We start from the raw sequence: 21,962 nt of genomic DNA on the forward strand, positions 1-21,962 counted from the left end.
GGCTGGCCAATCGATTCGTCGAGTCCGGCTGGTCCGTCAAGGCCATGCATCGGCTGATCATGCTTTCGGCCACCTATCAAATGTCGACGACATTTAGCCCTGCGGCCGCCGAGACCGATCCCGATAACCGGCTCTTGTGGCGGATGAATCGCCGCCGTTTGGAAGCCGAGGCCGTGCGCGACTCGTTGTTGTTCGTGGGCGGTGATCTTGATACGTCGCTGGGCGGTTCCCTGCTGAAGAGTAAACCGCGCGCTTACGTTACGAGCACAACGTCGGTCGATGCGACGAGCTACGCGACGAATCGACGCAGCCTGTATCTGCCCGTGGTGCGCAGCGCTCTCTACGAACCGTTCCAGGCGTTCGACTTTGCCGAGCCGACCACGATCAAGGGAGATCGCGACAGCACGACCGTCGCCTCACAGGCGCTGTTCATGATGAACAGCGAAGTGATGAACGAACAATCCTTGCGATTGGCCGAGCGTTTGCTCGCCGAGTATCCAAGCGATCGCGCGGCGCGGGCGAAAGGTCTCTACATGATCGCCTTCGGCCGCTCACCGACCGAGGCCGAGGTAACTCGGGCCCTGGGCTTCGTCGAGCGTTATGCACGCGAGGCGGCGGCCTCCGGCGATGCAGCCGCGGATATGCCCGCCTGGCACGCGCTGTGCCGCGTGATTCTGTCATCGAACGAATTTCTCTATGTTGAGTAAGAGGCGGCCGAGTACGGGTTGACAGGTCATGACACACAAAGCTTGCGGCCAGTTCGAGCGCGTCTTCAGCCGGCGCGAACTCTTGCAGCAGAGCAGTGCCGGCTTCGGGTTGTTGGCGCTCGGCGGACTATTGGGCGAGCATGCGCAGGGCGGCACGGCGAACGGACCGGTGAACGCCCGCCCACTTGCGGCCCGGGCCCCGCATTTCGCGCCACGCGCCAAGCGAGTGATCTTCTTGTTCATGCACGGTGGGCCGTCGCAGGTTGATACGTTCGACTACAAGCCCTTGCTCACGCGCGATCATGGCAAGCCGCTTCCTTTCGACAAGCCGCGCGTCGTATCGTCCGAGACAGGCAACCTGCTGGCGAGTCCCTGGAAATTCCAGCGGCACGGGGAATCGGGCGCGTGGGTCAGCGAACTGTTTCCGCACGTGGCCCAGTACGTCGATGACATGTGCTTTCTGCACGGCATGCACGGGTCGAATTCGCGCCACGGTGGCGCGCTCCTCGAGCTGCACACCGGTAGCGACACATTTGTGCGGCCGAGCATGGGCTCGTGGATCGGTTACGGCCTGGGGACCGAGAACGAGAACCTGCCGGCGTTCATCACGGTCTGTCCCACGCTGACGCACGGTGGCGTGAACAACTATAGCTCGGCGTTCCTGCCGGCCGTATATCACGGCACGCCGCTGGGCAACGCCAGCGTGCCCTCGGCCAAAGCGAAAATCCCCTTCATCGATCAGCGATCGCCCGCTGCGCAACAGCGGATGGAACTCGACCTGCTGCGGGAAATCAATAACGAACAACTGGCGCGCACCGGTCCGGACGCGGGGCTCGAAGGGCGCATCGAGGCGTTCGAACTGGCGTTTCGCATGCAGTCGGCGGCTCCCGAGATGCAGGACATCGCTGACGAGACGGCCAGCACGCAGCGGCTTTACGGGCTCGACGATCCGAAGACGCAGAATTTCGGCCGGCAGTGCCTGATGGCGCGGCGCTTTGCCGAACGTGGGGTGCGGTTCGTTCAGGTATCGCACAGCTACAAGTGGGATCAGCACGGCGGCTTGAAAAAAGACCACGCCTCGAATGCCGCCGAGGTTGATCGCCCCATCGCCGGACTGCTCTGCGACTTGAAAGCCCGCGGCTTGCTGGACGAGACTCTAGTGCTGTGGGGAGGCGAGTTCGGCCGCACGCCGACGGCGCAAGGGGACGACGGTCGCGATCACAACCCGCACGGCTATACCATGTGGTTGGCGGGGGGAGGGGTGAAGGCAGGATTCAGCTACGGCGCCACGGACGACTACGGCTATTTCGCAGTGCAGGAAAAAGTTCATCTGCACGACCTGCACGCGACCATGCTGCACCTGCTGGGGCTGGACCACACCCGGCTCACTTACCGCCACGCAGGGCGCGACTTCCGCTTGACCGACGTCAGTGGCAACGTGGTGAGCGAGATTTTCGCTTAACGGCCAATACGCACGAGCGGATGGGTTGACGATCGTGCCCTCGCGTTTTGCAACTCTTCAAGGCGCATCCGCGGCATCGATGTGGCGCGCGACGCCTCGCTGCGACGAATGAGCCGCGAACGCGGCGGCGAATTTCCGCTCGGCGATCGTGAGCGCGACAATCAGCGGAACGCCGACCCAGGCCAGGCGCTGGACACCGCGCCACCGGGGCGCGAATGCGCTCAACCGGGGCAATTCGACAGCCCAGGCGAGAAGCGGCGCCAGCAACAGGCACCCGGCCAGGGCTGTCGACAGGTTGCCAAAAAACAGCCCGACGACAACCACGGCGAATATTCCGATCACGCCCATTCCCAAGCTGCCGGGAACTGGTGGTAGAGGTGCGCGATTGTATGCGGCCATTGCCGCGCCCGTCATCGCTCCGGCCAGGCCCAGCCCCAAGAGTCCACCCATGAAGTATCCGGAGAGCATGACCGTAACGGCCGCCGCATAGGCGTCGAGGATCAGCACGCTATAGACGGCCAGCGTCGAAGTCCGCGCGGCGAGTGCGGTTAACGCTGCCCAAATCAGCACCGCCATCGCCGCCAGCCCTGCCAAGATCGTGGTCGCTTCGACGGGTGACCATTCCGCCGCGTCGCGGCCATCCAGAACGGTCAGGTAGACCGAGTTGTGCAAGAGGATCGGTGCCGCGATCGCGGCCAGCGCGAAGCGCAGGAGCCACGCCATGCGCCTCGAACGAGTGGCCGCCGCAAGGCTCTCAACCACGATTGTCAGTGGCACCTGCAGCGTGAGAAACCGCGCGCGGTCCTCAACTGGCGGCCAGTGGGGCCACTGATCGGTAACTCCGCTGGCGGCCAAGACTCCCGCGCCGATCGCCCAACTCCAGCGCGCTCCTTCGCGCCGCGCCCTGTAGGCGATCAAACGCATGACCGCGGCCGCCGTCAGTGCGCCAACGAGGATTGCCTCGGCCAATACAAGGATGTCAAACATTGGCCACGTCTCCCGCGAGGGAGTGCCGCCAGGGCGCGTGTCGCAGGTCGCGCCGCGGAATGACCCGCCGAAGCGTGCCTTACTTGGCTGCTTCGATGCCGACGATAATCGTAATCTCGTCCCCCAGCGCCTTGGGCTCGACCGTCATGCCGAAGTCGCTGCGTAGAAGCGAGAACGTCGATACAAAGCCGATCCGTTGCGTCCCCTTCGGAAATTCGACAACCTTGTCGGCTCCCTTGAGCTTGAAGGAAAGGGGCTTCGTCACGCCATGCATGGTCAGGTCGCCCGTGACCTCGTAACCTCCCTCGATGGCTTTGACCTTCGTGCTTTGGAAGGACATGGTCGGGAACTGCTTGGCGTTGAAATAATCGGGGGCCCGCAAGTGCTCGTCCCGTTTCTGATTGTTGGTATCAATGCTGTCGATCGGAATCGACAGCGCAAACGATGACTTGGCCGGGTCGGCTTTGTCGATAGTGATGTTTCCCGAGAAATCGTTGAACCGCCCGTGGATATTGCTGATACCAGCGTGCAAGATCATGAACGAGACCGAGGAATGGACGGGGTCGACCTTGTAGGTGTCGGCTGCCCGCGCTACGCAGCAGCATGCCATGAGAACTAGCGTCAGGGTGCATCGTCGAATTGCCGCTGTCATCGTTCAATCCTTGCACAAGGTGGGAGGGGTTAATACCGGAGCATCATAACGCGTCGCGGCCACTAACTCCATAATGCACGAGGCGTCGGCTGGAGAACTGCAAGGTCGAAAAGCGGCGCCCTTACGTACGCGGCTTCTCAAAAGGCAAAATCGCTTAACCCGGGGTGATTGTCGGGACGGCGCCCGAGGGGCCAGAAATATTTTCGGTCCGTCTCGCTAATTGCCAGATCGTTGATCGAGGCGTGGCGGATGGCCATCAGACCCTGCTCGTCGAACTCCCAGTTCTCATTGCCGTACGATCGGAACCAGTGCCCGTCGGCGTCGTGCCATTCATAAGCAAAGCGCACGGCGATGCGATTGCCGCCGAATGCCCACAGTTCCTTGATTAGTCGATAATCGAGCTCGCGTTCCCACTTGCGGCGCAGGAACGCAACGATCTGCTCTCGGCCGACGATGAATTCCGAGCGGTTTCGCCACCGGCTCTGTGGACTGTAAGCCAGCGACACCTTCTCCGGATCGCGCGAGTTCCAGCCATCTTCGCCGGCGCGGACCTTCTGGATGGCGGTCTCGTGCGTGAACGGTGGATACGGCGGTCGCGCTTCAGAACTGTTCATGGTTCAGTCCCTCCAACTCTTTCGAGACGGGGTCCCCGAGGGAGCGGTCCAATCCCTGGCTGGACAAGGAAGGCTGCCCCGTCGAGATTGTCCTCGTTGAAGCTACCTGGTGCTGCTATCGTCTCAGCATGAATGGTCTACGCCGCGACGTCGCTCAACCGTGCCTGGCCGCTTGCGAGAGGAACCAGGTGCGGCGCTCGGTCTCGTCGATCCAATTCTCGATCAGGCTAGCCGTGGCCACGTCGTTGTGCTCATCGCACACCGCGTGCGCGGCGCGCAGCGACCTGGTCAACTGTTGATTGTCGGCCGCCAACTCGGCCAGCATCTGCTGCGGACCGACGAACTCTTCGTCATTGTCGTGCAGGCGCTGGCTGCGGGCGATGTCGCCGATCGATCGCAACGTCGTGCCGCCGATCTTGCGGGCTCGTTCGGCAACGTCGTCGGTCATGCCGAAGATCTGCTCTGACTGCTCATCGAGCAACAAGTGGTAGTCGCGAAAGTGCGGGCCACTCATGTGCCAGTGAAAGTTCTTGGTCTTCACGTATAGCGCGAACACATCAGCCAGCAGCAATCGCAGCTCGACACAGATCTCGTCGACACCTTCTCGCGGCAAATCGGTGGGCGTCGCCAAAGCCGGATTCACGCGCGTCTTCGTCGCTTGCGTCGTGGACATGATTGGTCTCCTTTCAGGTCGAGAGAGGGCAATCGCCAAACCAAGCCTTTAATTGGGACACTCTTTACAAGTGTCCCGAAGCCACTTCTGCTTTGATAAGCGTAAGGGGTGGACAGCCATTTTCGGTGTCGCGGCAGGTCGCTGTAATTCCTCGTCTTATGCCTGCGGACAGCGTTTGTCCATCAGCCTCGATCGTAAGTTCAGGAAATCCGGCTCGTCGCTCAGTTCATACCCAGCGAGTGCAGGAGCAGATACCAGAGTATTGCCGCCGCCAAACCGCCGGCATGCGACGAAAAATGATCCGCGATCAGGTAAGCACTCAAGCAGCTTGTAGCGATGAGCAGAAACATGGCAGCACGCGATAACCAAGAATCAACAGTTCGATCGATTCTCTGACCGGCAGAGATCGATTGCCAAGTGTAGGGCGCGGTCTACGATTGACATGGCCCTCTGCTGTGGGGTTCGGCCATGTATCTTTGTCCTCTATCTAACTGAGCGGCCGGCGTGGACGCGCGACGCAATAATTCTGAGGGGTGGCCGGCCTTCCACGAGGCTGGGCTTACTTCTGACAGAATGAAAGCGAAGATTCATAGGTAGCAAGGGGTTGGGTTATGGATTTCCGTAATACGACCATCGCCATCGAGCATTACCTGGGACAATTGGCCCGGCTCGACGGCGAGGCGTCGACGGATCCGATCATTCGCGCCCTGATCGAAACTTCGGTCGCGAGACTGCATCTTCTCTGCAGGACACTTTTGCTGCGCAGCTATCCGCGGCTGATGCGTCCTCCGCTGAATCTGCAATCCGAGGAGATGCTTGGCGCCGTCGTGGATCGATTGCTCAGGGCGATGCAGGAAGTCCGTCCGCGGACAGTGCGGCAGTTCTTCGCGTTGGCGAACCAGCACATGCGGTGGGAGCTGAACGACCTGGCCCGGCGTTTGGATGCGCGAGAGCCGGCTGTAGAATTTCAGGAACCGCTCTTCCCGACCGCCGAGAGTAGCGCCTCGGGGCTGACGACCAACGCGCGCCGGATGCTCGAAGCGATCGAGTCGCTTCCCGACGACGAGCGCGAGGTATTCAGTCTGGTGCGTATCCAGGGGTTGTCACAGGCCGAGGTGGCCGAGTTGTTGGGCACTTCGACCAAGACGATTCAGCGGCGGTTGAACCGCGGCTTGATGATTCTGGCCGACCGTCTCAGCGACTTGGACCCCACCGCTTCGCAGCAAACGGATTCGTGAGTTCGATCTTTCGACAACGAGCATATCATGACGTACGAAGAACGAATCGATGAATTGCTGACCGAAGTGCTGGAAACGGATCGTACGCCCGAAGACGTCTGCGCGGAAGAACCGCAATTACTCACCGCGGTTCGAGCGCGGCTGAACCGATTCCGTGCCGTGGAGGCTCAGGTGAATTCGCTTTTTCCGCCCACCGAAGGAAGAGCTACGCCGCTCGATACGTTGTCACAGGTAAACGCGAATATCGCGATGCCGTCGATTCCTGATTACGACGTGGAACGAATCCTCGGCCACGGCGGCATGGGCATCGTGTACAAAGCGCATCATCTGAAGCTGAATCGCGACGTCGCGCTCAAGATGCTGCTGACCGGTTCCTATGCCAGTCGCCAGGAGCACGCACGGTTCGTGCGCGAAGCCGAGGCGATTGCCGCCCTGCGGCATCCGCACATCGTGCAGGTTTACGACATTGGCGAAGTCGACGGCCATCCCTATTACACGATGGAATTCGTCGACGGTGGCAGTCTCGCCCAGAAGCTCGCCGGCACAACCCAGCCGGTGCGCGAAGCGGCGGAGATGGTCAGCAGGCTCGCCGAAGCCGTGCAGGCCGCGCACGAATCGGGAATCGTCCATCGCGATCTCAAGCCTGGCAATATTCTGTTGGCCGATGGAGAAACTCCGAAGATCACGGACTTCGGCCTGGCGCGCCGATTGGATCGCGACAGCGGGTTGACGCACACCGGCGCCCGCATCGGCACGCCGAGTTACATGGCTCCCGAACAGATGACCGGCGGCGCGTCGGCGCTCAGCCCGGCCGTCGATATCTTTGCCCTGGGTGCCATTTTATACGAGATGTTGACCGGGCGACCGCCGTTCCAGGGCGAGAGTCTTTCCGATATCGAACGCAAGCTGACGACCGAGGATCCGCTTCCTCCGGCGCACTTGAATCCCAAGGTGCCGCGCGATTTGCAGACGATCTGCCTGAAATGTCTCGAAAAAGATCCTCGCGCGCGCTACCCCACGGCCGGCGAGCTGGCGGCGGACTTGGATCGCTTTCTGCACCACGAGCCGATTCGCGCGCGACCCATTGCCCCCGCCGAACGAGCCGCCCGCTGGATTCGGCGGAACCCGCTCCTTGCGGCGCTGGCCGTGACTTCGGTGGTGCTGATCGCGTTGATCGCCAGCGCCGTGACCCAGGAATGGGCGGAGGCAGCCGCGCGGCGAGCGGAGAAAATGCGGTTGAATATGCGCCTGGATTCCGGAATCCAGTTAGTGCAGGCCGGCCGTTTTGCCGAAGCACGGGCCATCCTGGGCAAACTGGGCGATGGTGGCTTTGCGGAATTGCGACAGCGCATCGACCGGGTCCTCGATGATCTCACGCTCGTCGAAAACCTGGAGTTGGTCGAAGAACGCCGCGCCACGGTCCTCAATGCGCAAGATTCCAACTGGCGTCCCAACGCGCGGGCTGCGGCGGAATACGAAGCGTTGCTGGCCAGCGCCGGAATCGGCAAGGCGGCGGCCGATTCGGCCACGGTGGCGGCGCGAATCAAGGCGTCGGATGTGCGCGCGGCGCTCGTGGCCGCGGTGGATGACTGGTCGGTCTGCGAGTCCGATGCACGCAGCCGCGATTGGTTGCTCGCCGTCGCGCAGGCGGCCTCGGCCGACCAATGCGACTGGCAGAAGCAATACCATGATCCGGTCAAGTGGAGTGATCCAGACCACCTTGCACACCTGGCTGAGACAGCGCCTTTGGCGACCGTTTCGGTGCTGCAGCTAAGGGCGCTCTGTCATCGACTGGCTGTCGCGAAGCTTGACGTGAAATCCTTTCGAGCGCGCGTCCAGCAGGCACACGTCAATAGTTTGTTGGCGAACCTGGCTTTGGCCGACGCCTTGCGAAAGAACGACCCGTTGGAATCACTGCGGTACTACCAGGCCGCACTTGCCATCCGGCCCGACTCGAGCACGGCACACAACAATTTGGCCGTCGCGCTCGTGGCACTCGGACGACGCGAGGAAGCGATCGCCGAATACCAAAGGTCCCTCGAGTTCGATCCGCGGTCGACCGCTGCCCACTACAATCTGGCGCGCGAGTTGTCGCAAGAGCGGCCCGGCGAGGCGGTCATACACTTCGAGCAAGCCAGCAAGCTGGATCCGAAACTGTCAGTGGCCTATCTCGGGCTGGGAGAAATATTGCTCGGAGAACAAAGGTACGCCGAGGCCGCGGCCTGCCTCAATCGTGGGCTCGCCGTGGTCGGCCAGGGCGAGCCACTGCGGGACGAGTTTATCCAGCTCCTCGAACGCTGCGAAGCGCAAGGCCGCGTAGGGCCCTAGCAGCCTGTTGAAAAAAGCCCTCGGGGCTTTTTTCAACCTCGCCAAGTGCGACGCAAAGCTTCGCACGGCTCGCAAAATAACGACTTACGTCGATATTTTGCCATCGCATCCCTGCGATGTCGCAGCCCGTTGAGTTCTTCGACAGGCTGCTAGACAAGTCTAGACAATCGGCGGCCCTCTCAACGCAGCGAAACGATCCGCGCGTTCTGGCAGCTTGCCAGGGCGCGCGGTTTTTTTGCGCCGCCGCGGCAGCATTCCCGTAGGCAAAAAGCCCGTAGAAAAAAAGAAAGCCGCCAAGGCGGTTAGGGGCGCCTGGCGGCTATGGCTGCAACTCGTGGGGGAGGGCCGCTACGGGGATAGAGGCCAATGCAGCCTCTGAAACTTTAGCGATCTGCGCCCCCCACTCACAATATGCCGATAGGCATACGAAAAATGGTCTTACGTACTGCGAAAAGTCGTTGCGACAAAATGCCTTACATCAAGCCTGGTCGGCGGGAACCATGCCCCCTTCGACAGCAGCAATCCGTGTGCCCTTATGGGGATTCCTTGCGGAAGAGGAAACCCACGATGACCCAGCCGTTTTCCTCGGTCGCGGCATAGGTGCCACCGATTCCCAAGTAACGCCGGGCGACCTGATAATCGGGGAGCTTGCTGCCGTCGAGTTCCGCCTTGCGCACCGTGCCGTCGGCCTGTTCTTCCTGAGCCGATCGGATGATCTGCGCGAGAATGGTTTCCGACTCGGGCAGCTTGCCGGCCTTGAAAAGGTCGTAGGTAATGCGGAACTGCTCATCGGCTCGGGTGAAATTCCGGACGCAAATCTGCGTCGCGCCGAGCTTGGTCAACTCGTCGTTGACGCGCTTGTAGTCGCCATCGTTTTGCAGCCGGTCGCGCTCGTCGGCTCCCGCCAACACTTTCTCCATGAAGTCGACGTGCGAAGCGACGAGCAAATGGCCGCGCGCCACGGCCACGGCGGCATTGGGTAGCTGCACGGCCTCTTCCCCCTCTTCGCCGAGCTTGGCCCGGATGCGATCACCGGCGTTCTTGGGCTCGGGCGAATCCGAGATGGTCACCGAATGCGCCGCCGCGCTGCCACCTCCGATTTGCTCATCGGGCCGCTCGACGACGACGGCAGCCACTGAATCGTCCTCGGCCTTCATCTCCCAGATGATGTAGTCCTTGTAGACTCGCTTGATCACGTTCTCATCGGTTTCCAGCGACTTTTGTACCGCGGCCGCCAAGGCGGCTTCGTTGGTCGTTTCGGCGGCGAACACGAACCGCTCGCTGCTGGGCGTGATGGGCAACTTGTAATCCGTGACCACGAAAGCGCGGTTACCCAAATGCCCCACCAGGTCTTTGCGGATATCGATGCCTGGGCCGTTGGGATCGTCGCGGACACTGTCGATCGTATCGTTGAACGTCCCTTCCGAGCCTTCGCCGAAGAGCTCGTCGAAGAGGGTGCTGAACTTCTCAAAGGCTGTTTTGATCTCCCAATTCAGAGTGGTGAAGGTCACGACGTCTTTCGAGATCCAGGCGGGCGGATTGGCCGGCGCGGCGTTGGGGAACTCGAGCATTCCCATCGCCTTTTCGTAGGGCTTCGGAGCATAGACGGCCGTGCGGTGCAGAATCTCGTAGTCGCCGACGCCCAGGTTTACAAACCCGCCCACGCCCTGGACGGCGCCGAAGCCTTCGTTCCGCAACATCTTGACGTTCTTTTGCCGCTTTTCGTTGTCGGCCGCGCGGAACTCGGCGACCGCCAGCGGATCGATATACCAGCGCACATCCGGCGCCAGCTCGCCGGCAGCGGCCGTCAAGCGCTGGATCACGTGCTGATACGGCGTGAGGCTTGCGAGGCTGTCGTCGCGGTTGCCCGCGAGCCGGGGGATCAAGTCCGTGAGCGCGTCCAGCCCATCGGCGCCGGCCAGCAGCCCGTCCTTCAGCAGGTAGGCCACGTGGCGGATCTCGCTGCTGTCTTCTTTCGAGGGCAAGTCGTAGATCGTGACGGCGATGCCGGAAATCGTCTTATGGCTCTTCTTGGCCTTCTCTTTGAGCAGGTTTTTGTCGGCCTTCTCCAGCGCTTCGGTGGCCTTGTCTTCGTTTCCCGTGACGTCGACCAGCACGATCATCGCCGTACGGCCCGCCGAGGTTCCTACGAGCGCCCCGCTCAATTCGCCGCTGGCAATGCCGCGCAGGTCGTCAATCGACAGGCCGATCTTCTGATGATTGGCCAGCCATTTATCTTCCAATTGCTTGCGCAAGTCCTCGGTGAACGGTTTCATCACCGGGTCCTCGAACAACTGATAGAGCTGCGTCTTCTCCCAATTCGCCGTCAGGCGCGGTGCGCTCGCCACCGAGAAGTACGCCTTCGTCGAATTGGGATAAAGCGTCTCGGCCGCAGGCACCGCGGCCATCACGAGTCCCGAGGAAACGGAAAGCGCCAGCGCGACGAACGACACTACGGAACGAATGAGCACAGCCACCTCCCTCGCTGATTTCCGCCACAAGGATTCGCCGAGGCCGCCTTGCCTCAGACGCGTCGAGCCAAAGGCTTCGGATTTTACTGTCTAGGCAATTTTGGTGCCAGCACGCCAACTGGGCAGTTTAGCAAATCTGAGAAGCCTGTAAGGTGCCTCGAAAAAAGTGCTCTCTCCGTAGACCGGCCGAACGGCCATGCCATGATTCATGTGCATCCCGCAGGCACCCTTAACAAGTCTCCTCGGAATAAAAGTCTGCTGGGCTCCACTAATCTCCGCCAAAATGGTGTCAGGCACATGGCGGGCCAATGGACCTCGGAATCGTGCTGGCAGATAATTCTCGCCATGCGCGACTATCAGAATGAGGGACTGACACACGATCCCCTGCACGGCTATATCCCGTTCACGTCCGGATCGATAGCAGGCGAGACCACCGAGCGGCAACTGATCGACCACCCCTGGCTGCAGCGATTGCGGCAGATCCACCAGCTGCAAACGGCGTGGTGGGTGTTTCCGGCCGCGGAGCATACCCGGTTTCAGCACGTCATTGGCGTCATGCACGTGGCGAGCCGCGCCGTGGCCGCGCTGTATGCAAGCCTCGCGGAAGCCTGCCCCGACGTTCCCAGCCGCGGCTATGTCGAATCGTTGATGCGTTTGGCAGGCCTGTTGCACGACGTCGGCCACGGCCCCTTTGGACATTTTTTCGACGCCCATTACCTCGCCCGCTTCGGACACACCCACGAAACGATCGGTGCCTCGATCATCTGCGACGAGTTGGGCGATCTGCTGCGCGGGGTGCGCCGCAACCCTTCCGGTGCTCTGCGCGACGACGAGATATTGGATCCGGCGCAAATCGCGTACTTGATCAAGCGCCCTCAGGCGGCCACGCCGGACGCGGACACCGCCCCGCGCTGGCTGCTGTTTTTGCGCAGCTTGTTTTGCGGCCTGTACACGGTCGACAACATGGACTTCGTGCTACGCGACGCGTACATGTCCGGCTATTCGACCCGCGCCTTCGATCTGGATCGCCTGCTGCATTACAGCTTTTTCAGCGACGCCGGTTTAACGATCCACGCCCGCGGCGTGCCGGCTCTGGTGCGCTTTGTCGCGGCTCGGGCCGAGCTGTTTCGCTCGATCTATTTCCACCGGACGGTGCGCGCCATCGATTTGACGCTGGCCGACCTGTTCGCCGAAAGCGGCGCATACCTCTTTCCGGGCGATCCGCTTGCGCACCTGGATGATTACCAGCGCTTTACGGAATGGTCGCTGCTGGTCGACGTAGCCCGCTGGTCTGAGAGCGAGGACCCGACACGCCGTGCTTTGGGCGATCGCTGGCGCGATCTCCTCTCACGGCGGCTGCGGTGGCGGATGGCGTGCGAACGGACGGTCTTCTTCGATCCATGGGCCGGCGAGCAGGGGAGCATCTTCAGCCGGCCCGAATTCTTCGAGCGTGCGCTGCGCGACGCTCTGCCGAGCGATCTGCGCGAGCTGCCGTTACGCGTCGATCTGGCGCGGCACGTCAATCGGCCTGGCACGCGCGGGCCGGCCGCCGGCCAGAACTTCTTGTTTGATGAAGCGCGCGGCAAGCCGCGAGTTCTCGCCGATAGCGAGCTGTTCCGGCAGATCCCTTTTAGCTATCGCATCTGCCGCGTCTATTGCGAGACGCACCAGCACGACGCGGTACTTGCCCGGGCCCTCGATACGCTCGTCGGCCCTGGCGCGGCCGATGATACGACGAACATGTAGCCGGCCGATCCGCGCGAGCATACGAAGCTCGGCCGGATCGATCCTAATGGCCTTCGACCGGTTCAACGACTGCCGGCGGAGCATGTGCTGATCCGGTTGGTCCCGGCGCGTGCCCCTTGGGAGCAAACACCAGCACCATGACCGCGCCCATCGCCACGATCACCAGGCCAGCAAGAAAGAGCGGGCTGACGTCCTTCCACGCGCCGGCCATGTAGATCGTGAGGAACGCGTTGATTACCGGAGCACAGCCGAAAACCAGCGGCATGACGTAGCTTGGCTTGCCGCCAAAGTTGAAAGCCAAAATGATACCCAGCGCGCCGATGGCGCCCGCCACGCCGCCACCGGAACTCCACACGATGCCCGAGAACGTCCAATCCCCCTTTTCACCGCGCGTGTACAACCAGAACAGCGGCACCACCACCGCGATCACGAAATACGCCATGCCGACGCACAAGAGCGGCCGCAGCCGGCTCCCGTCCATCGCCGTCTGGCCACGGTGCAAGACGGGGCCATAAGCACCCCAGCACAAGGCTGTGAGCGCGATCGAAGCAAAACGCAGAATAAAATCGAGATTCATCGGCCGCACTCCGCGCGAAAAAGTTAGGGTGCCGGCGCTCGCGCCGGTCGCGCCCAAGTCTAGCAGATGACCCGCGGCCGTGCAGGAGCGGCGGGAATGGCCGCGCAGCAACGAATCCTATAACCGACCCTGCGACCCGGTAGGCACAAAGAACCCGCCTCGGCAAAGGCGAGCTACAGAAAGGCCGCGGCGAAGCGACTTCAGCTCTCCCGCAGCGCCAGGGGCTCGGCCCCCGCCTCTTCCAGCACGCGGGCCGCTTGCTCCAGCCGCGCTTGCCCCGCCGGATTGCGATCTTCGGCGGCCACCAGAATCTTGCCGCGCACTACGGCCTGATCATAGTAGTCGGCCAGTTCGCGTTCGACGCCGCGCGTCATCATGGCGCCGATCAAACCGCCGACGATGCCTCCGGCCCAGGCCGACGCTCCGCCCGCGGCCAAAAGGCCGATACCGCCCGTCGCCACGGTGCCGATCACGGCCGACATACCACCAAGCACGGCGCCGATGGCGCCTCCCACGGCCGCCGCCGTACCCGTATGAGCGCCGGCAGGATCTTCGTGGTGATACTCGCGAAAGTGCGCCGCCTTCCAATCCTCGGAACAAACGACCGTGATCTGGTCGCTTGTGTACCCCAGGTTCAGCAAACCGTGAACCGCCTGGTCGGCCTCTCGAATGGTGGAAAAAATGCCGACCCGAATCGGCTGGTCGAGTTGTGCGGGCGTTTTCATGGCATTCTTTCCTTCTGGGCATTGCCCCTGAAGTGCGACAGCTCTTTACTCAATTCTAGGGCGCTGCGTTCTTCCCGCCAAATTCGCAATAGACGTGCCACACCCGCGAGAATTGCCCCCTTTCTTGCATGCGCGAAGCCCCCGCGAGAAGTAAGATGCTCGCGGGTGGTCGCAAGTAAGCCAACGAATTCGTCAGACGACCACGTTTTTGACTTCAGGATTGGCTGCCGCTTCATTGTCCGTAAATCGCCGGGCGGTTTTTCCACACCGGCACGACGGCGGCACCATCCGTTACCTGCCCATCCGATCGAGGAGTTAGCAACGCGATGCACGATGTCTCCTGGGGAGGGGTTGTGACCATCGCGATTATGTTCGCGATCTTTCTTGCGATCGGCGCCTGGGCCGGCCGCAAGGTGCATCACTCGCCCGGCGAGTTGCTGCTGGCCGGGCGCGGGATGCCGCTGTGGGTCGCCGTGCTGACGACGACCGCCACCTGGGTCGACGGCGGCTACCTGCTCGGCACCGTCGAGAAGACACAAACGGGTCTCGCCGCCGGATTGCAGGGGGGCGTCTGCTTCGGCGTGAGCCTGATCCTGGGAGGATTCCTCTTTGCGGGCCGGATGCGTCGCCTGGAGTTCACCACGCTGATCGATCCGTTCGAATCGCGCTTCGGACGCGGCTGGGCCGCGGTACTGTTTCTGCCCGCCATGTTCGGCGAACTGTTCTGGAGCGCAGAGCTGTTGGTGGCGATCGGGGCCACGTGCGGGACGATCTTGAACATCGATTTGACGACGGCCATCGTCGCCTCGGCGGTCGTGGTGACGGCTTACACCGTGATCGGTGGCATGTGGAGCGTGGCGTACACCGACGTGTTTCAGATTGCGCTGGTACCGATCGGCATGCTGGCCGCGATCCCTTTCGCGCTCGCGAGCGTCGGCGGAATGAACGCAGCTTGGGGCGACTACATCGCGCAGATGGGCGCACGCGCGGCGCCGTTCGTACCACTGGCCAGCCATGATCCCGCCTGGCCGCTGGCCAGTCGCGTGGCCTGGTGGGAGCTGACCGTGATGCTTGTGTTGGGGGGTATCCCTTGGAATTGCTATTTCCAGCGCGTGCTGTCCTGTCGCACGGTCCCGCAAGCGCGGTGGCATTCGGTGCTGGCCGGCGTACTGACGATTGCCCTGACGGCGCCGCCGGTGGTGTTAGGCATTGCGGCGTTCTCCTACGAAGGCTGGAACGACGCCGATCGCGCGATTCTCGACGAGCGACCCACAATGGCGCTACCAATGCTCTTGCGCGAGACGGCGCCGCCCTTGGTGGCCATGCTCGGTCTGGGCGCGATCGTCGGCGCGGTGACGTCGAGCTTTAGCGCGTCGATACTTTCGGCCGGCTCGATGTTCAGTTGGAATGTTTTCCACCGGTTGCGCGGGGCGCGCGATTCGACGACCACGCTGCGGCGCGTGATTCGTGTGTCGATTGTCGCATTGGGATCCGCCGCGACGGTCATGGCGCTCGACGCGCAAAGCGTCGCCGCACTGTGGTTTTTTACCGCCGACCTGGTTTTCGTCCTGCTTTTTCCGCAATTATTGTGCGCTCTGTTCGATCCGCGCGCCAATCGTGCCGGCTCGGTCGTGGCCTTCGTCATTTCTCTCGTGCTACGCTTAGGAAGCGGCATCCCGGAATTCGGGCTGCCGGCGTTCATTCCCTACGCCGAGCTCTCGTCGCGCGTCACCGGCCAGGATCCAGGCGAGTGGTACGATTTGGCGACCGGGCAGTCGGTTTTTCCCGCCCGAGTGCTGGCGGCGGTCGTGGGCCTGATCGTCTTGCCGCTGGTCAGCCGTGTCACCGCCGGCTGGGACGCACCACGGGTTCTTGGTAGAGTCGAAACGTGAGTTTTGCGAACCTCGCCTGGCTGACGACGGCGCGCGGGCCTGGCGAGCCAACGATTTGCTCGAACCGTCCTCCTGATTAATGGACGCCTCCATGAGTCCCATGTTGACCGAAGTCGAACGACCGCGGATAAGCTTTTCGCACATTTACGCCTGGGGGGTTCACCTCTATACGGGCATGGGTTTGGTCGTCGCCGGTGCGATCGCTTACGTGCTGGTAAGTGACGACCCGCTGCGATTTCGCGATGCTTTTTTGTTGATGGCCATTGGCCTGATCATCGACGGCACCGACGGTTGGTTCGCCCGCCGCGTGCGCGTCAAGGAAGTTCTGCCCGGCTTCGACGGCCGCAAGTTGGACGACCTGGTCGACTTTTTGAACTACACGTTTTTGCCACTCTTGTTGATCTATCAGGCCGACCTGTTGCCCGAGCGGCAGAGCGGCTGGCTGTTGGTGCCGCTGTTGGCCAGCGCCTATGGTTTTTGTCAGGTGTCGGCCAAAACCGACGACGGGTTCTTTCTTGGCTTCCCGTCGTATTGGAACCTGGTCGCCTTTTATCTCTACGCGCTACAGCCCCCGGTGTGGGCCACGGTAACGCTACTCATGAGCTTGTCAGCACTGACGTTTGTGCCAGCCCGATACTTGTATCCCACGCAGCCCGGCGCGCTGAATCGCATCTCGATCATTCTCGCTGGCGTGTGGGGCGCATTCATCGTCGCCATTCTATGGCGCTGGGAAGACACACCACACGGCGGCGCCACAGCGCAGCAACTGACCTGGCTGTCGCTCTTCTACCCGGCCTACTACATGCTGGTCTCGTGGGCGCTCTCGGTGCGCTACTGGCTGGCGCGGCCGCGGGCGAGGCGCTAGTTGTCGTACGGCCCGGGGGAATCAGCCACAGAGCACTCAGAGATCACCGAGAAAATGCCGAGAAGCAAACTCATGGAATATTGAGTCGCAACAACTAAGCGATCGTGCGACTGCACGATTTCCCTCTGTGTTCTCTGAGACCTCTGTGGCAACGCTCTTCGTTACGGGCCGCCGGCTTTCAGTCTAATTCGTCACGCAAACTGCGTGATGCCGGGCATGGCCACCAGCGGCACATCCAGGTGGTCCCACTTGTATTCCGTGGGCCCCAGCTTCTCTTGCGAGCTGATCGCCTTGTCCCAGGTGATCGTCTGGCCCGTGTAAGTACACATGCGGCCCAGAATGGCCATCATCGTGCTGCGGCTCATGAACTCGCCGTTGTTGATCGGGTTGCCCGAGCGGATCGAAGCAAAGAGCTCGTCGTGTTCTTGCTGGTACATGTTCGGGGCTTCGCCGCGATAGCGCCAATTCGATTCGCCCGCCTTGATGGTGTGCTTCATCAGGTCGGCCGTGCCCTTCGTGCCGAGCACGTAGTCGGAAACGTCGACGCTGCAACCCGCTTGCTGCCGGCAGAACGAAAATAGCTTCACGCCATTGGCGTATTCGTAAACGACGGCGTGGTGGTCGTAGATGTTGCCATACTCAGGCTGCGTGCGCACTTGCCGGCCCCCCAGACCCCAGGCCTTCACGGGCGGCTCGTCGTGCATCACCCAGGCGGCTTTGTCCAGGCTGTGAACGTGCTGCTCGGTGTTATGGTCGCCCGACAGCCAGGTGAAATACAGCCAGTTGCGGAGCTGCCATTCCATGTCGCTCCAGTTTTCCTTGCGAGGGTGCATCCACAACGTGCCGGTGTTGTAGTTCACGTTCAACGCTACGATGTCACCCACGGCGCCGTCGTGGACGCGCTGGATCGTTTCCCGCTTGGCCAGGTCATAGCGGTAACACAGGCCGGAAACGATCGACAGGTTTTTCTTCTTCGCCTCGGCACAAGTTTCCAGCACGCTGCGCACGCCAGCCGCGTCGACGGCCACGGGCTTCTCGGCAAAGACGTGCTTGCCGGCCGCCACGGCGGCTTGCAAGTGTGCCGGCCGAAAGTGAGGCGGCGTGGCCAGGATCACGACGTCGACACCGCTGTCGATCACGTTCTTGTAAGCGTCGAAACCGACGAAGCAGTGATCGTCCGCCACGGCCACCTTCTCGGCGAACATCTTCCGCAAGTTCTCCAGGCTCGTTTGCAGCCGGTCGGCGAAGGCGTCGCCCAGCGCCGTCAATTGCACGTGCGGGTCGGCGTTCAAAGCCTGGGCCGCCGCGCCGGTGCCACGGCCGCCGCAGCCGATCAATCCCACCTTCAAGACATCGCTGCCGGCCGCATGCGCGCCGCGAGCGACCGACAGGTTCGCGGCCAGCGCCCCGCCCAGGGCCGCCGTTGCCGAAGTCCGTAGAAAGTCACGACGCGACGAGTTATCGGTGCTGCGATCCATTCCAGACTCGGACATCGACAGGTTCCTTGATTTGCTGTGCTGAAGTGGTCGGAGTGGGGAAAGCAGCGCCGCTGCGAATCGGACCGACCCGTGAACAGTTTTACGGTGGGAGATCTTGGGACAGAACGAGCCCAGCACTCGGCCGATTATCGCCAAGGGCGGCGCGACAAGCAACGCCTGCCGGAATGGGGTGATGACCGCCCGCGAAAACACCGGAACCGGCTAAGGTTAAGCCCGGCTCTTGGCGCGTTTGGCGATTTCGTCGCGCAGCTGGGCGGCTCGTTCGAACTCCTCGGCGGCCACGGCCGCCGCCAATTGCTCGGCCAGAGTCTGCCCCAGGTGATAGTGCTCCCGGACCGACTCACCCAGCTCGATCAATCGTTCGACCAATTCGTCTTCTTCGACCTGCTCTTCGTCCAGTCCGTTGTCCAGGTAGCACTGCTTGAGGCGCTCCAAGCCCGCGGTGATCGCCTCGACGGCCGTCTCGGGCCCGGAATCCTCGAGCTCGGCCAGGCCCAATGCCTGAGCGCGATGAAAGAGGATGAACGGGCGATACTGCTCGTGCGATTGGGTCCACTCGTCGTTCGGCGAGCAGGATTGCGCGAAGTCCATGAAGGCCAGGCTATGATCCGCGTCGCGCACCGCCCGACGGAACTCACGAAGCGCCAACCAGCACATGCGTCGATGATAGAACTGAACGAATTCGCGGTCCGCCTCGGCGCACTGTTCCTCGTCCAGGACGAAGCCGTCCCCCTCGTGGAGGGCCAGACCAAGCAAATAGTCGAAGTACGTTTCGGCGCCGCCGGGCCGCGTGCCGTCGGGACGGTTTTCGACCTCCAACTGCAAGACGCCCAGATCGATGCGCATCTGCAGCACCTGGCGACCGTCGCTGGCCCGGGTCAGTCGGGCGACAACCTCGCCTGGTTCGTACTTCCAGCCCTTCAACACGTGGTCAATGTCTTGGCGCTTGCTCATCGGTGCGTGCCGAGCTGTTCCGGCTTCGCGGCCCACGGTCCGGGCCGCCCCGATGGATTATACCACCGACCTGGGTTCACCGGCCACCTCGCTGCCGGCCAGTGGAGGGGGCGCGGCCTAGAAATCGACCTGGATACGGCTGACCGAGTTGTCCGCGACACTGAAGCCCATCTGCCGATTGTTCAGCATGGCGTGGATCCAGTTGAACTGCAGCTTGGTGTGGTAATTCAAGAGCCACGTGAGGCCCACGGTGACGTCGGTCAGCGTACCGTTGCCCGTGGCATTAGTACCGGAGATATAGTCCGCCGCCGTTAGCGACGAGGGATTGCGCATCTCGACGTAGGACAGTCGTGCGGCGATTTCCCACGAGCCCCATCCCTTGATCCCGCCCGGCTTGAGCGAAATGAAGTCGGTGAAGGGCACTGGGTTCTTGAACGCCGCCAGACGCTTGTCATAGCCGCGATGCTCGCCGGTCAGGCGGTACATCACCTCGCCATAGGCGCCGGTGTACCAGATCGGCCCGACGACGCTGTTAACGCCCGTGGCCATGAATTCACCCTGGGCGCTGAACGCGCCGTTTTGATAGAGCGTTTCGACGCCGAACAAGTTGAAGCTATCAGCCAGGAAGCGGCCTGAGTCGATGAACTGCGGCGGCGTAAAATTCGAGGCGTTGTAACTGGCGGCGCCGAAGGTAGCGGGAATCGTATCAATACCGTCGCCGATCGGGCCGAACTCGGGACCGGTGCGCGCTTGGTAAAACGGCCTCTGGCCGCTGGCCGTATTGCCCGTCATGCGGCTGTAGTTGTACGACACGCCGACATCCCATAAGTAGCGATCGTCGGCATGTGGGTCATACTGCAGCAGATGCGTGATGCGGGTCGAAAACGACAAGCCACCCTGATCGCCAATATCGGTGGCGAATCGGCTATCCCCTTCCGGTGCGTTGTTGAAACCACCGGTGCGGAAGAAGCTGTACGCCCAATAGGTCAACTCGTCGCGCGAATTGTTCGAGGCCATCGCCCCCACGCGGCGGAAGGGAACGAACGCCAAGAACGGCAGCGACCGTTCCAGGAAAGGCAGGTGGCGGAAACCGCTCATGGCATCGACGCTGAACGGCTGAAGATATTGCCCGATGCGCACCGAGCGGAGGATCGGCAAATTGTCCTGCTCGACCCACATGTCGAAGAAGCTGGGCCGGCCCGCGGTGGCGAAGTCGACTTCCATCATGTACGCCGTGAACGTCGATACGTTGCCAATCACCGCCAGACGAGCGCGGCGAAAGCCCAGGCCGTTCTGTCCGTTGCCGACCGTGTCCTTGTTCAACTGGTCTTGCGACATCATGTAGTCGTCGAGCTGCGTGAAGCCGGTGAGCTTCGCCGAGGGATACTTGGCGCCGCGTTCGGCCGCTAACTGGTCCTCGAAGCGGTCCCAGGCCGATTCCAGGTCGGTCATTCGCTGCGGCAGCCCGGTCGGCGCGATCTCGCCGTTCGTTTGCGAGTCGAGGCGCTGCTGGGTCGCTTGCAACTGGCGCTCGGTCGCCCCCAGCCGCTCGATCGTCTTATCCAGTGCGGTGCGCAGCGACTGCACCTGATTGCTGATATCCAGGGGGTTGTTCGACCTGCCCGTGTCGGCTGGAGCAAAAGGATCAAGCGCGCCCGAGGGGCCGGGCCGTTGATCCGCCGGATTCTGCTGCAAGAGAGCGGTCGTGCGCAGCACCGTGCCGGGACCGGGAGCCGCAGCCGTGCCTCCCGATTGCGCGATGGCCGACAGTCGATCTTCGGGCCGCGCCAGCAGGCTGGCGCCAGGGGCGGGCATGGGCGCCACCGGTGGCAACCGCACGACTTGAGGCTCGCCGTGAGCGAACTGCGGCGGCCTTTGTTCCTGCTGTGCGGTGGGGCTTGGACTCGGCGTGCCCGCCGGCAGGAACGTCGGCAACGGCGTGCCCGGTATCGGCGCCGGCGTTTGTGCTGCGACTCGAGGCGCTCGCGCAGTCGACACGCCGATCACGATCCATGACGCTGCTAGCAGGCCTAAGATCCAACGCCCTCGGCGCGGGGTTACGCTCCGCGGTCGCCGCTGACGCGCAACGCCCAAAGTTGTGTTGACCACGATCATTGTTCGGAGCAGGCGATTTCAGGCGGATGACTGGGGCTGCAGCCGCGATGCTAGCGCGACCGCGCAGTACGACCCCTACAATCCTCAGTAATCGCCCACCCGGCAGTCTTTTCTTGGGCGGCAAAGTTTACCACGTCAAAATGTCGCCAGCTTCGCCAGTTTCGCGCGGACTGCTAACTCAGCATCGTCGAGCCTGATTCAGTCCGGCGATGCATCACTCGCACCATAACGAGGCGCTTCGAGATCCAGTCCTTCCCAACGGTTCCAGCGCCGCGTTGCGGCGAAACCGGCAAGCACCGCCAGCACATTAAGAGCCACCCAGGCGGCCATGATGAGCGAAAACCAAAATGAGTTCGTGAGCGGGTACACCCCAATGTGCCGCAACAGCACCAAGTAGGGCAGCATCCAGCACGCGCGCATCAGCACAATCACCAGAGACTTGGTCGCGATAATCCGG

General features: G+C 62.2%; 19 protein-coding genes. 7 read left to right on the forward strand and 12 right to left on the reverse strand.

Annotated elements, in window-relative coordinates; translation table 11 throughout:
- Both VHD36_08310 and VHD36_08315 read left to right on the forward strand, forming a co-directional pair.
- The coding region (locus VHD36_08310) for a DUF1553 domain-containing protein (protein HVU87310.1) at positions 1–707 on the forward strand (707 nt) is incomplete at its 5' end.
- 28 nt (positions 708–735) lie between these two features.
- Positions 736–2,169 carry a DUF1501 domain-containing protein gene (locus VHD36_08315; protein ID HVU87311.1) on the forward strand — a complete coding sequence of 478 codons (1,434 nt, stop codon included), beginning with the start codon at positions 736–738 and terminating at the stop codon, positions 2,167–2,169.
- A 57-nt stretch (positions 2,170–2,226) separates the two neighbouring features.
- Here the strand turns inward: VHD36_08315 and VHD36_08320 are convergent, their stop codons facing one another.
- From VHD36_08320 to VHD36_08340, 5 genes are all read right to left on the reverse strand, one after another.
- Positions 2,227–3,156: a hypothetical protein gene (locus VHD36_08320; GenBank protein HVU87312.1), complete on the reverse strand. Its 930-nt coding sequence runs from the start codon at positions 3,154–3,156 to the stop codon at positions 2,227–2,229.
- A 79-nt stretch (positions 3,157–3,235) separates the two neighbouring features.
- Positions 3,236–3,808 (reverse strand): YceI family protein, encoded by a 573-nt coding sequence (locus VHD36_08325; GenBank protein HVU87313.1) that lies wholly within the window; start codon positions 3,806–3,808, stop codon positions 3,236–3,238.
- 137 nt (positions 3,809–3,945) lie between these two features.
- Positions 3,946–4,422 carry a nuclear transport factor 2 family protein gene (locus tag VHD36_08330; GenBank protein HVU87314.1) on the reverse strand — a complete coding sequence of 159 codons (477 nt, stop codon included), beginning with the start codon at positions 4,420–4,422 and terminating at the stop codon, positions 3,946–3,948.
- Positions 4,423–4,576: 154 nt separating this feature from the next.
- Positions 4,577–5,095 (reverse strand): DNA starvation/stationary phase protection protein, encoded by a 519-nt coding sequence (locus tag VHD36_08335; protein HVU87315.1) that lies wholly within the window; start codon positions 5,093–5,095, stop codon positions 4,577–4,579.
- A gap of 221 nt (positions 5,096–5,316) precedes the next feature.
- Positions 5,317–5,445 (reverse strand): hypothetical protein, encoded by a 129-nt coding sequence (locus VHD36_08340; protein HVU87316.1) that lies wholly within the window; start codon positions 5,443–5,445, stop codon positions 5,317–5,319.
- Between the two features lie 261 nt (positions 5,446–5,706).
- On the opposite strand from VHD36_08340, the gene VHD36_08345 reads away from it, so the two are divergent.
- Together VHD36_08345 and VHD36_08350 are read left to right on the forward strand one after the other, a co-directional pair.
- Entirely contained in the window at positions 5,707–6,333 is a 627-nt protein-coding gene (locus tag VHD36_08345) for a sigma-70 family RNA polymerase sigma factor (protein ID HVU87317.1), read from the forward strand.
- Positions 6,334–6,360: 27 nt separating this feature from the next.
- The gene (locus VHD36_08350) at positions 6,361–8,661 is read left to right on the forward strand and encodes a protein kinase (GenBank protein HVU87318.1); all 2,301 of its coding nucleotides are present in this window, start codon (positions 6,361–6,363) and stop codon (positions 8,659–8,661) included.
- Between the two features lie 533 nt (positions 8,662–9,194).
- Here VHD36_08350 and VHD36_08355 read toward each other — a convergent pair.
- Positions 9,195–11,132, reverse strand: a complete 1,938-nt coding sequence (locus VHD36_08355) for a hypothetical protein (GenBank protein HVU87319.1) — start codon at positions 11,130–11,132, stop codon at positions 9,195–9,197.
- A gap of 297 nt (positions 11,133–11,429) precedes the next feature.
- On the opposite strand from VHD36_08355, the gene VHD36_08360 reads away from it, so the two are divergent.
- Complete coding sequence (locus VHD36_08360; protein ID HVU87320.1) at positions 11,430–12,878, forward strand: HD domain-containing protein; 1,449 nt, start codon at positions 11,430–11,432, stop codon at positions 12,876–12,878.
- Between the two features lie 43 nt (positions 12,879–12,921).
- Here VHD36_08360 and VHD36_08365 read toward each other — a convergent pair whose 3' ends face one another.
- Both VHD36_08365 and VHD36_08370 read right to left on the reverse strand, forming a co-directional pair.
- The gene (locus VHD36_08365; protein HVU87321.1) at positions 12,922–13,455 is read right to left on the reverse strand and encodes a hypothetical protein; all 534 of its coding nucleotides are present in this window, start codon (positions 13,453–13,455) and stop codon (positions 12,922–12,924) included.
- A gap of 200 nt (positions 13,456–13,655) precedes the next feature.
- On the reverse strand, positions 13,656–14,180 hold the full coding sequence (locus VHD36_08370) for a hypothetical protein (GenBank protein HVU87322.1): 525 nt from the start codon (positions 14,178–14,180) through the stop codon (positions 13,656–13,658).
- Between the two features lie 353 nt (positions 14,181–14,533).
- On the opposite strand from VHD36_08370, the gene VHD36_08375 reads away from it, so the two are divergent.
- Positions 14,534–16,072, forward strand: coding sequence for a sodium:solute symporter family protein (locus VHD36_08375; protein HVU87323.1), 1,539 nt, complete (start codon positions 14,534–14,536; stop codon positions 16,070–16,072).
- 91 nt (positions 16,073–16,163) lie between these two features.
- Entirely contained in the window at positions 16,164–16,937 is a 774-nt protein-coding gene (locus tag VHD36_08380) for a hypothetical protein (GenBank protein HVU87324.1), read from the forward strand.
- 191 nt (positions 16,938–17,128) lie between these two features.
- On the opposite strand, the gene VHD36_08385 is transcribed toward VHD36_08380, so the two are convergent.
- The 4 genes from VHD36_08385 to VHD36_08400 all read right to left on the reverse strand — a co-directional run.
- Positions 17,129–18,430, reverse strand: coding sequence for a Gfo/Idh/MocA family oxidoreductase (locus tag VHD36_08385; GenBank protein HVU87325.1), 1,302 nt, complete (start codon positions 18,428–18,430; stop codon positions 17,129–17,131).
- Between the two features lie 213 nt (positions 18,431–18,643).
- Positions 18,644–19,390: a UvrB/UvrC motif-containing protein gene (locus tag VHD36_08390; GenBank protein ID HVU87326.1), complete on the reverse strand. Its 747-nt coding sequence runs from the start codon at positions 19,388–19,390 to the stop codon at positions 18,644–18,646.
- Between the two features lie 117 nt (positions 19,391–19,507).
- A complete protein-coding gene (locus VHD36_08395; protein HVU87327.1) occupies positions 19,508–21,205 on the reverse strand; it encodes a porin in 1,698 nt (565 codons plus the stop codon).
- A 498-nt stretch (positions 21,206–21,703) separates the two neighbouring features.
- Positions 21,704–21,962 (reverse strand): hypothetical protein (locus VHD36_08400; protein ID HVU87328.1); only part of this gene is annotated, 259 nt, incomplete at its 5' end.

The organism is Pirellulales bacterium (assembly GCA_035546535.1).
Classification (GTDB): Bacteria; Planctomycetota; Planctomycetia; order Pirellulales; family JACPPG01; genus JACPPG01.

Bases quoted from the DNA above. Each gene is read 5' to 3' on its own strand.
- VHD36_08315 (HVU87311.1), top strand. From the start codon at position 736: ATGACACACAAAGCTTGCGGCCAGTTCGAGCGCGTCTTCAGCCGGCGC.
- VHD36_08320 (HVU87312.1), bottom strand. From the start codon at position 3,156: ATGTTTGACATCCTTGTATTGGCCGAGGCAATCCTCGTTGGCGCACTG.
- VHD36_08325 (HVU87313.1), bottom strand. From the start codon at position 3,808: ATGACAGCGGCAATTCGACGATGCACCCTGACGCTAGTTCTCATGGCA.
- VHD36_08330 (HVU87314.1), bottom strand. From the start codon at position 4,422: ATGAACAGTTCTGAAGCGCGACCGCCGTATCCACCGTTCACGCACGAG.
- VHD36_08335 (HVU87315.1), bottom strand. From the start codon at position 5,095: ATGTCCACGACGCAAGCGACGAAGACGCGCGTGAATCCGGCTTTGGCG.
- VHD36_08340 (HVU87316.1), bottom strand. From the start codon at position 5,445: ATGTTTCTGCTCATCGCTACAAGCTGCTTGAGTGCTTACCTGATCGCG.
- VHD36_08345 (HVU87317.1), top strand. From the start codon at position 5,707: ATGGATTTCCGTAATACGACCATCGCCATCGAGCATTACCTGGGACAA.
- VHD36_08350 (HVU87318.1), top strand. From the start codon at position 6,361: ATGACGTACGAAGAACGAATCGATGAATTGCTGACCGAAGTGCTGGAA.
- VHD36_08360 (HVU87320.1), top strand. From the start codon at position 11,430: ATGGCGGGCCAATGGACCTCGGAATCGTGCTGGCAGATAATTCTCGCC.
- VHD36_08365 (HVU87321.1), bottom strand. From the start codon at position 13,455: ATGAATCTCGATTTTATTCTGCGTTTTGCTTCGATCGCGCTCACAGCC.
- VHD36_08370 (HVU87322.1), bottom strand. From the start codon at position 14,180: ATGAAAACGCCCGCACAACTCGACCAGCCGATTCGGGTCGGCATTTTT.
- VHD36_08380 (HVU87324.1), top strand. From the start codon at position 16,164: ATGAGTCCCATGTTGACCGAAGTCGAACGACCGCGGATAAGCTTTTCG.
- VHD36_08385 (HVU87325.1), bottom strand. From the start codon at position 18,430: ATGTCCGAGTCTGGAATGGATCGCAGCACCGATAACTCGTCGCGTCGT.
- VHD36_08390 (HVU87326.1), bottom strand. From the start codon at position 19,390: ATGAGCAAGCGCCAAGACATTGACCACGTGTTGAAGGGCTGGAAGTAC.
- VHD36_08395 (HVU87327.1), bottom strand. From the start codon at position 21,205: ATGCCCGCCCCTGGCGCCAGCCTGCTGGCGCGGCCCGAAGATCGACTG.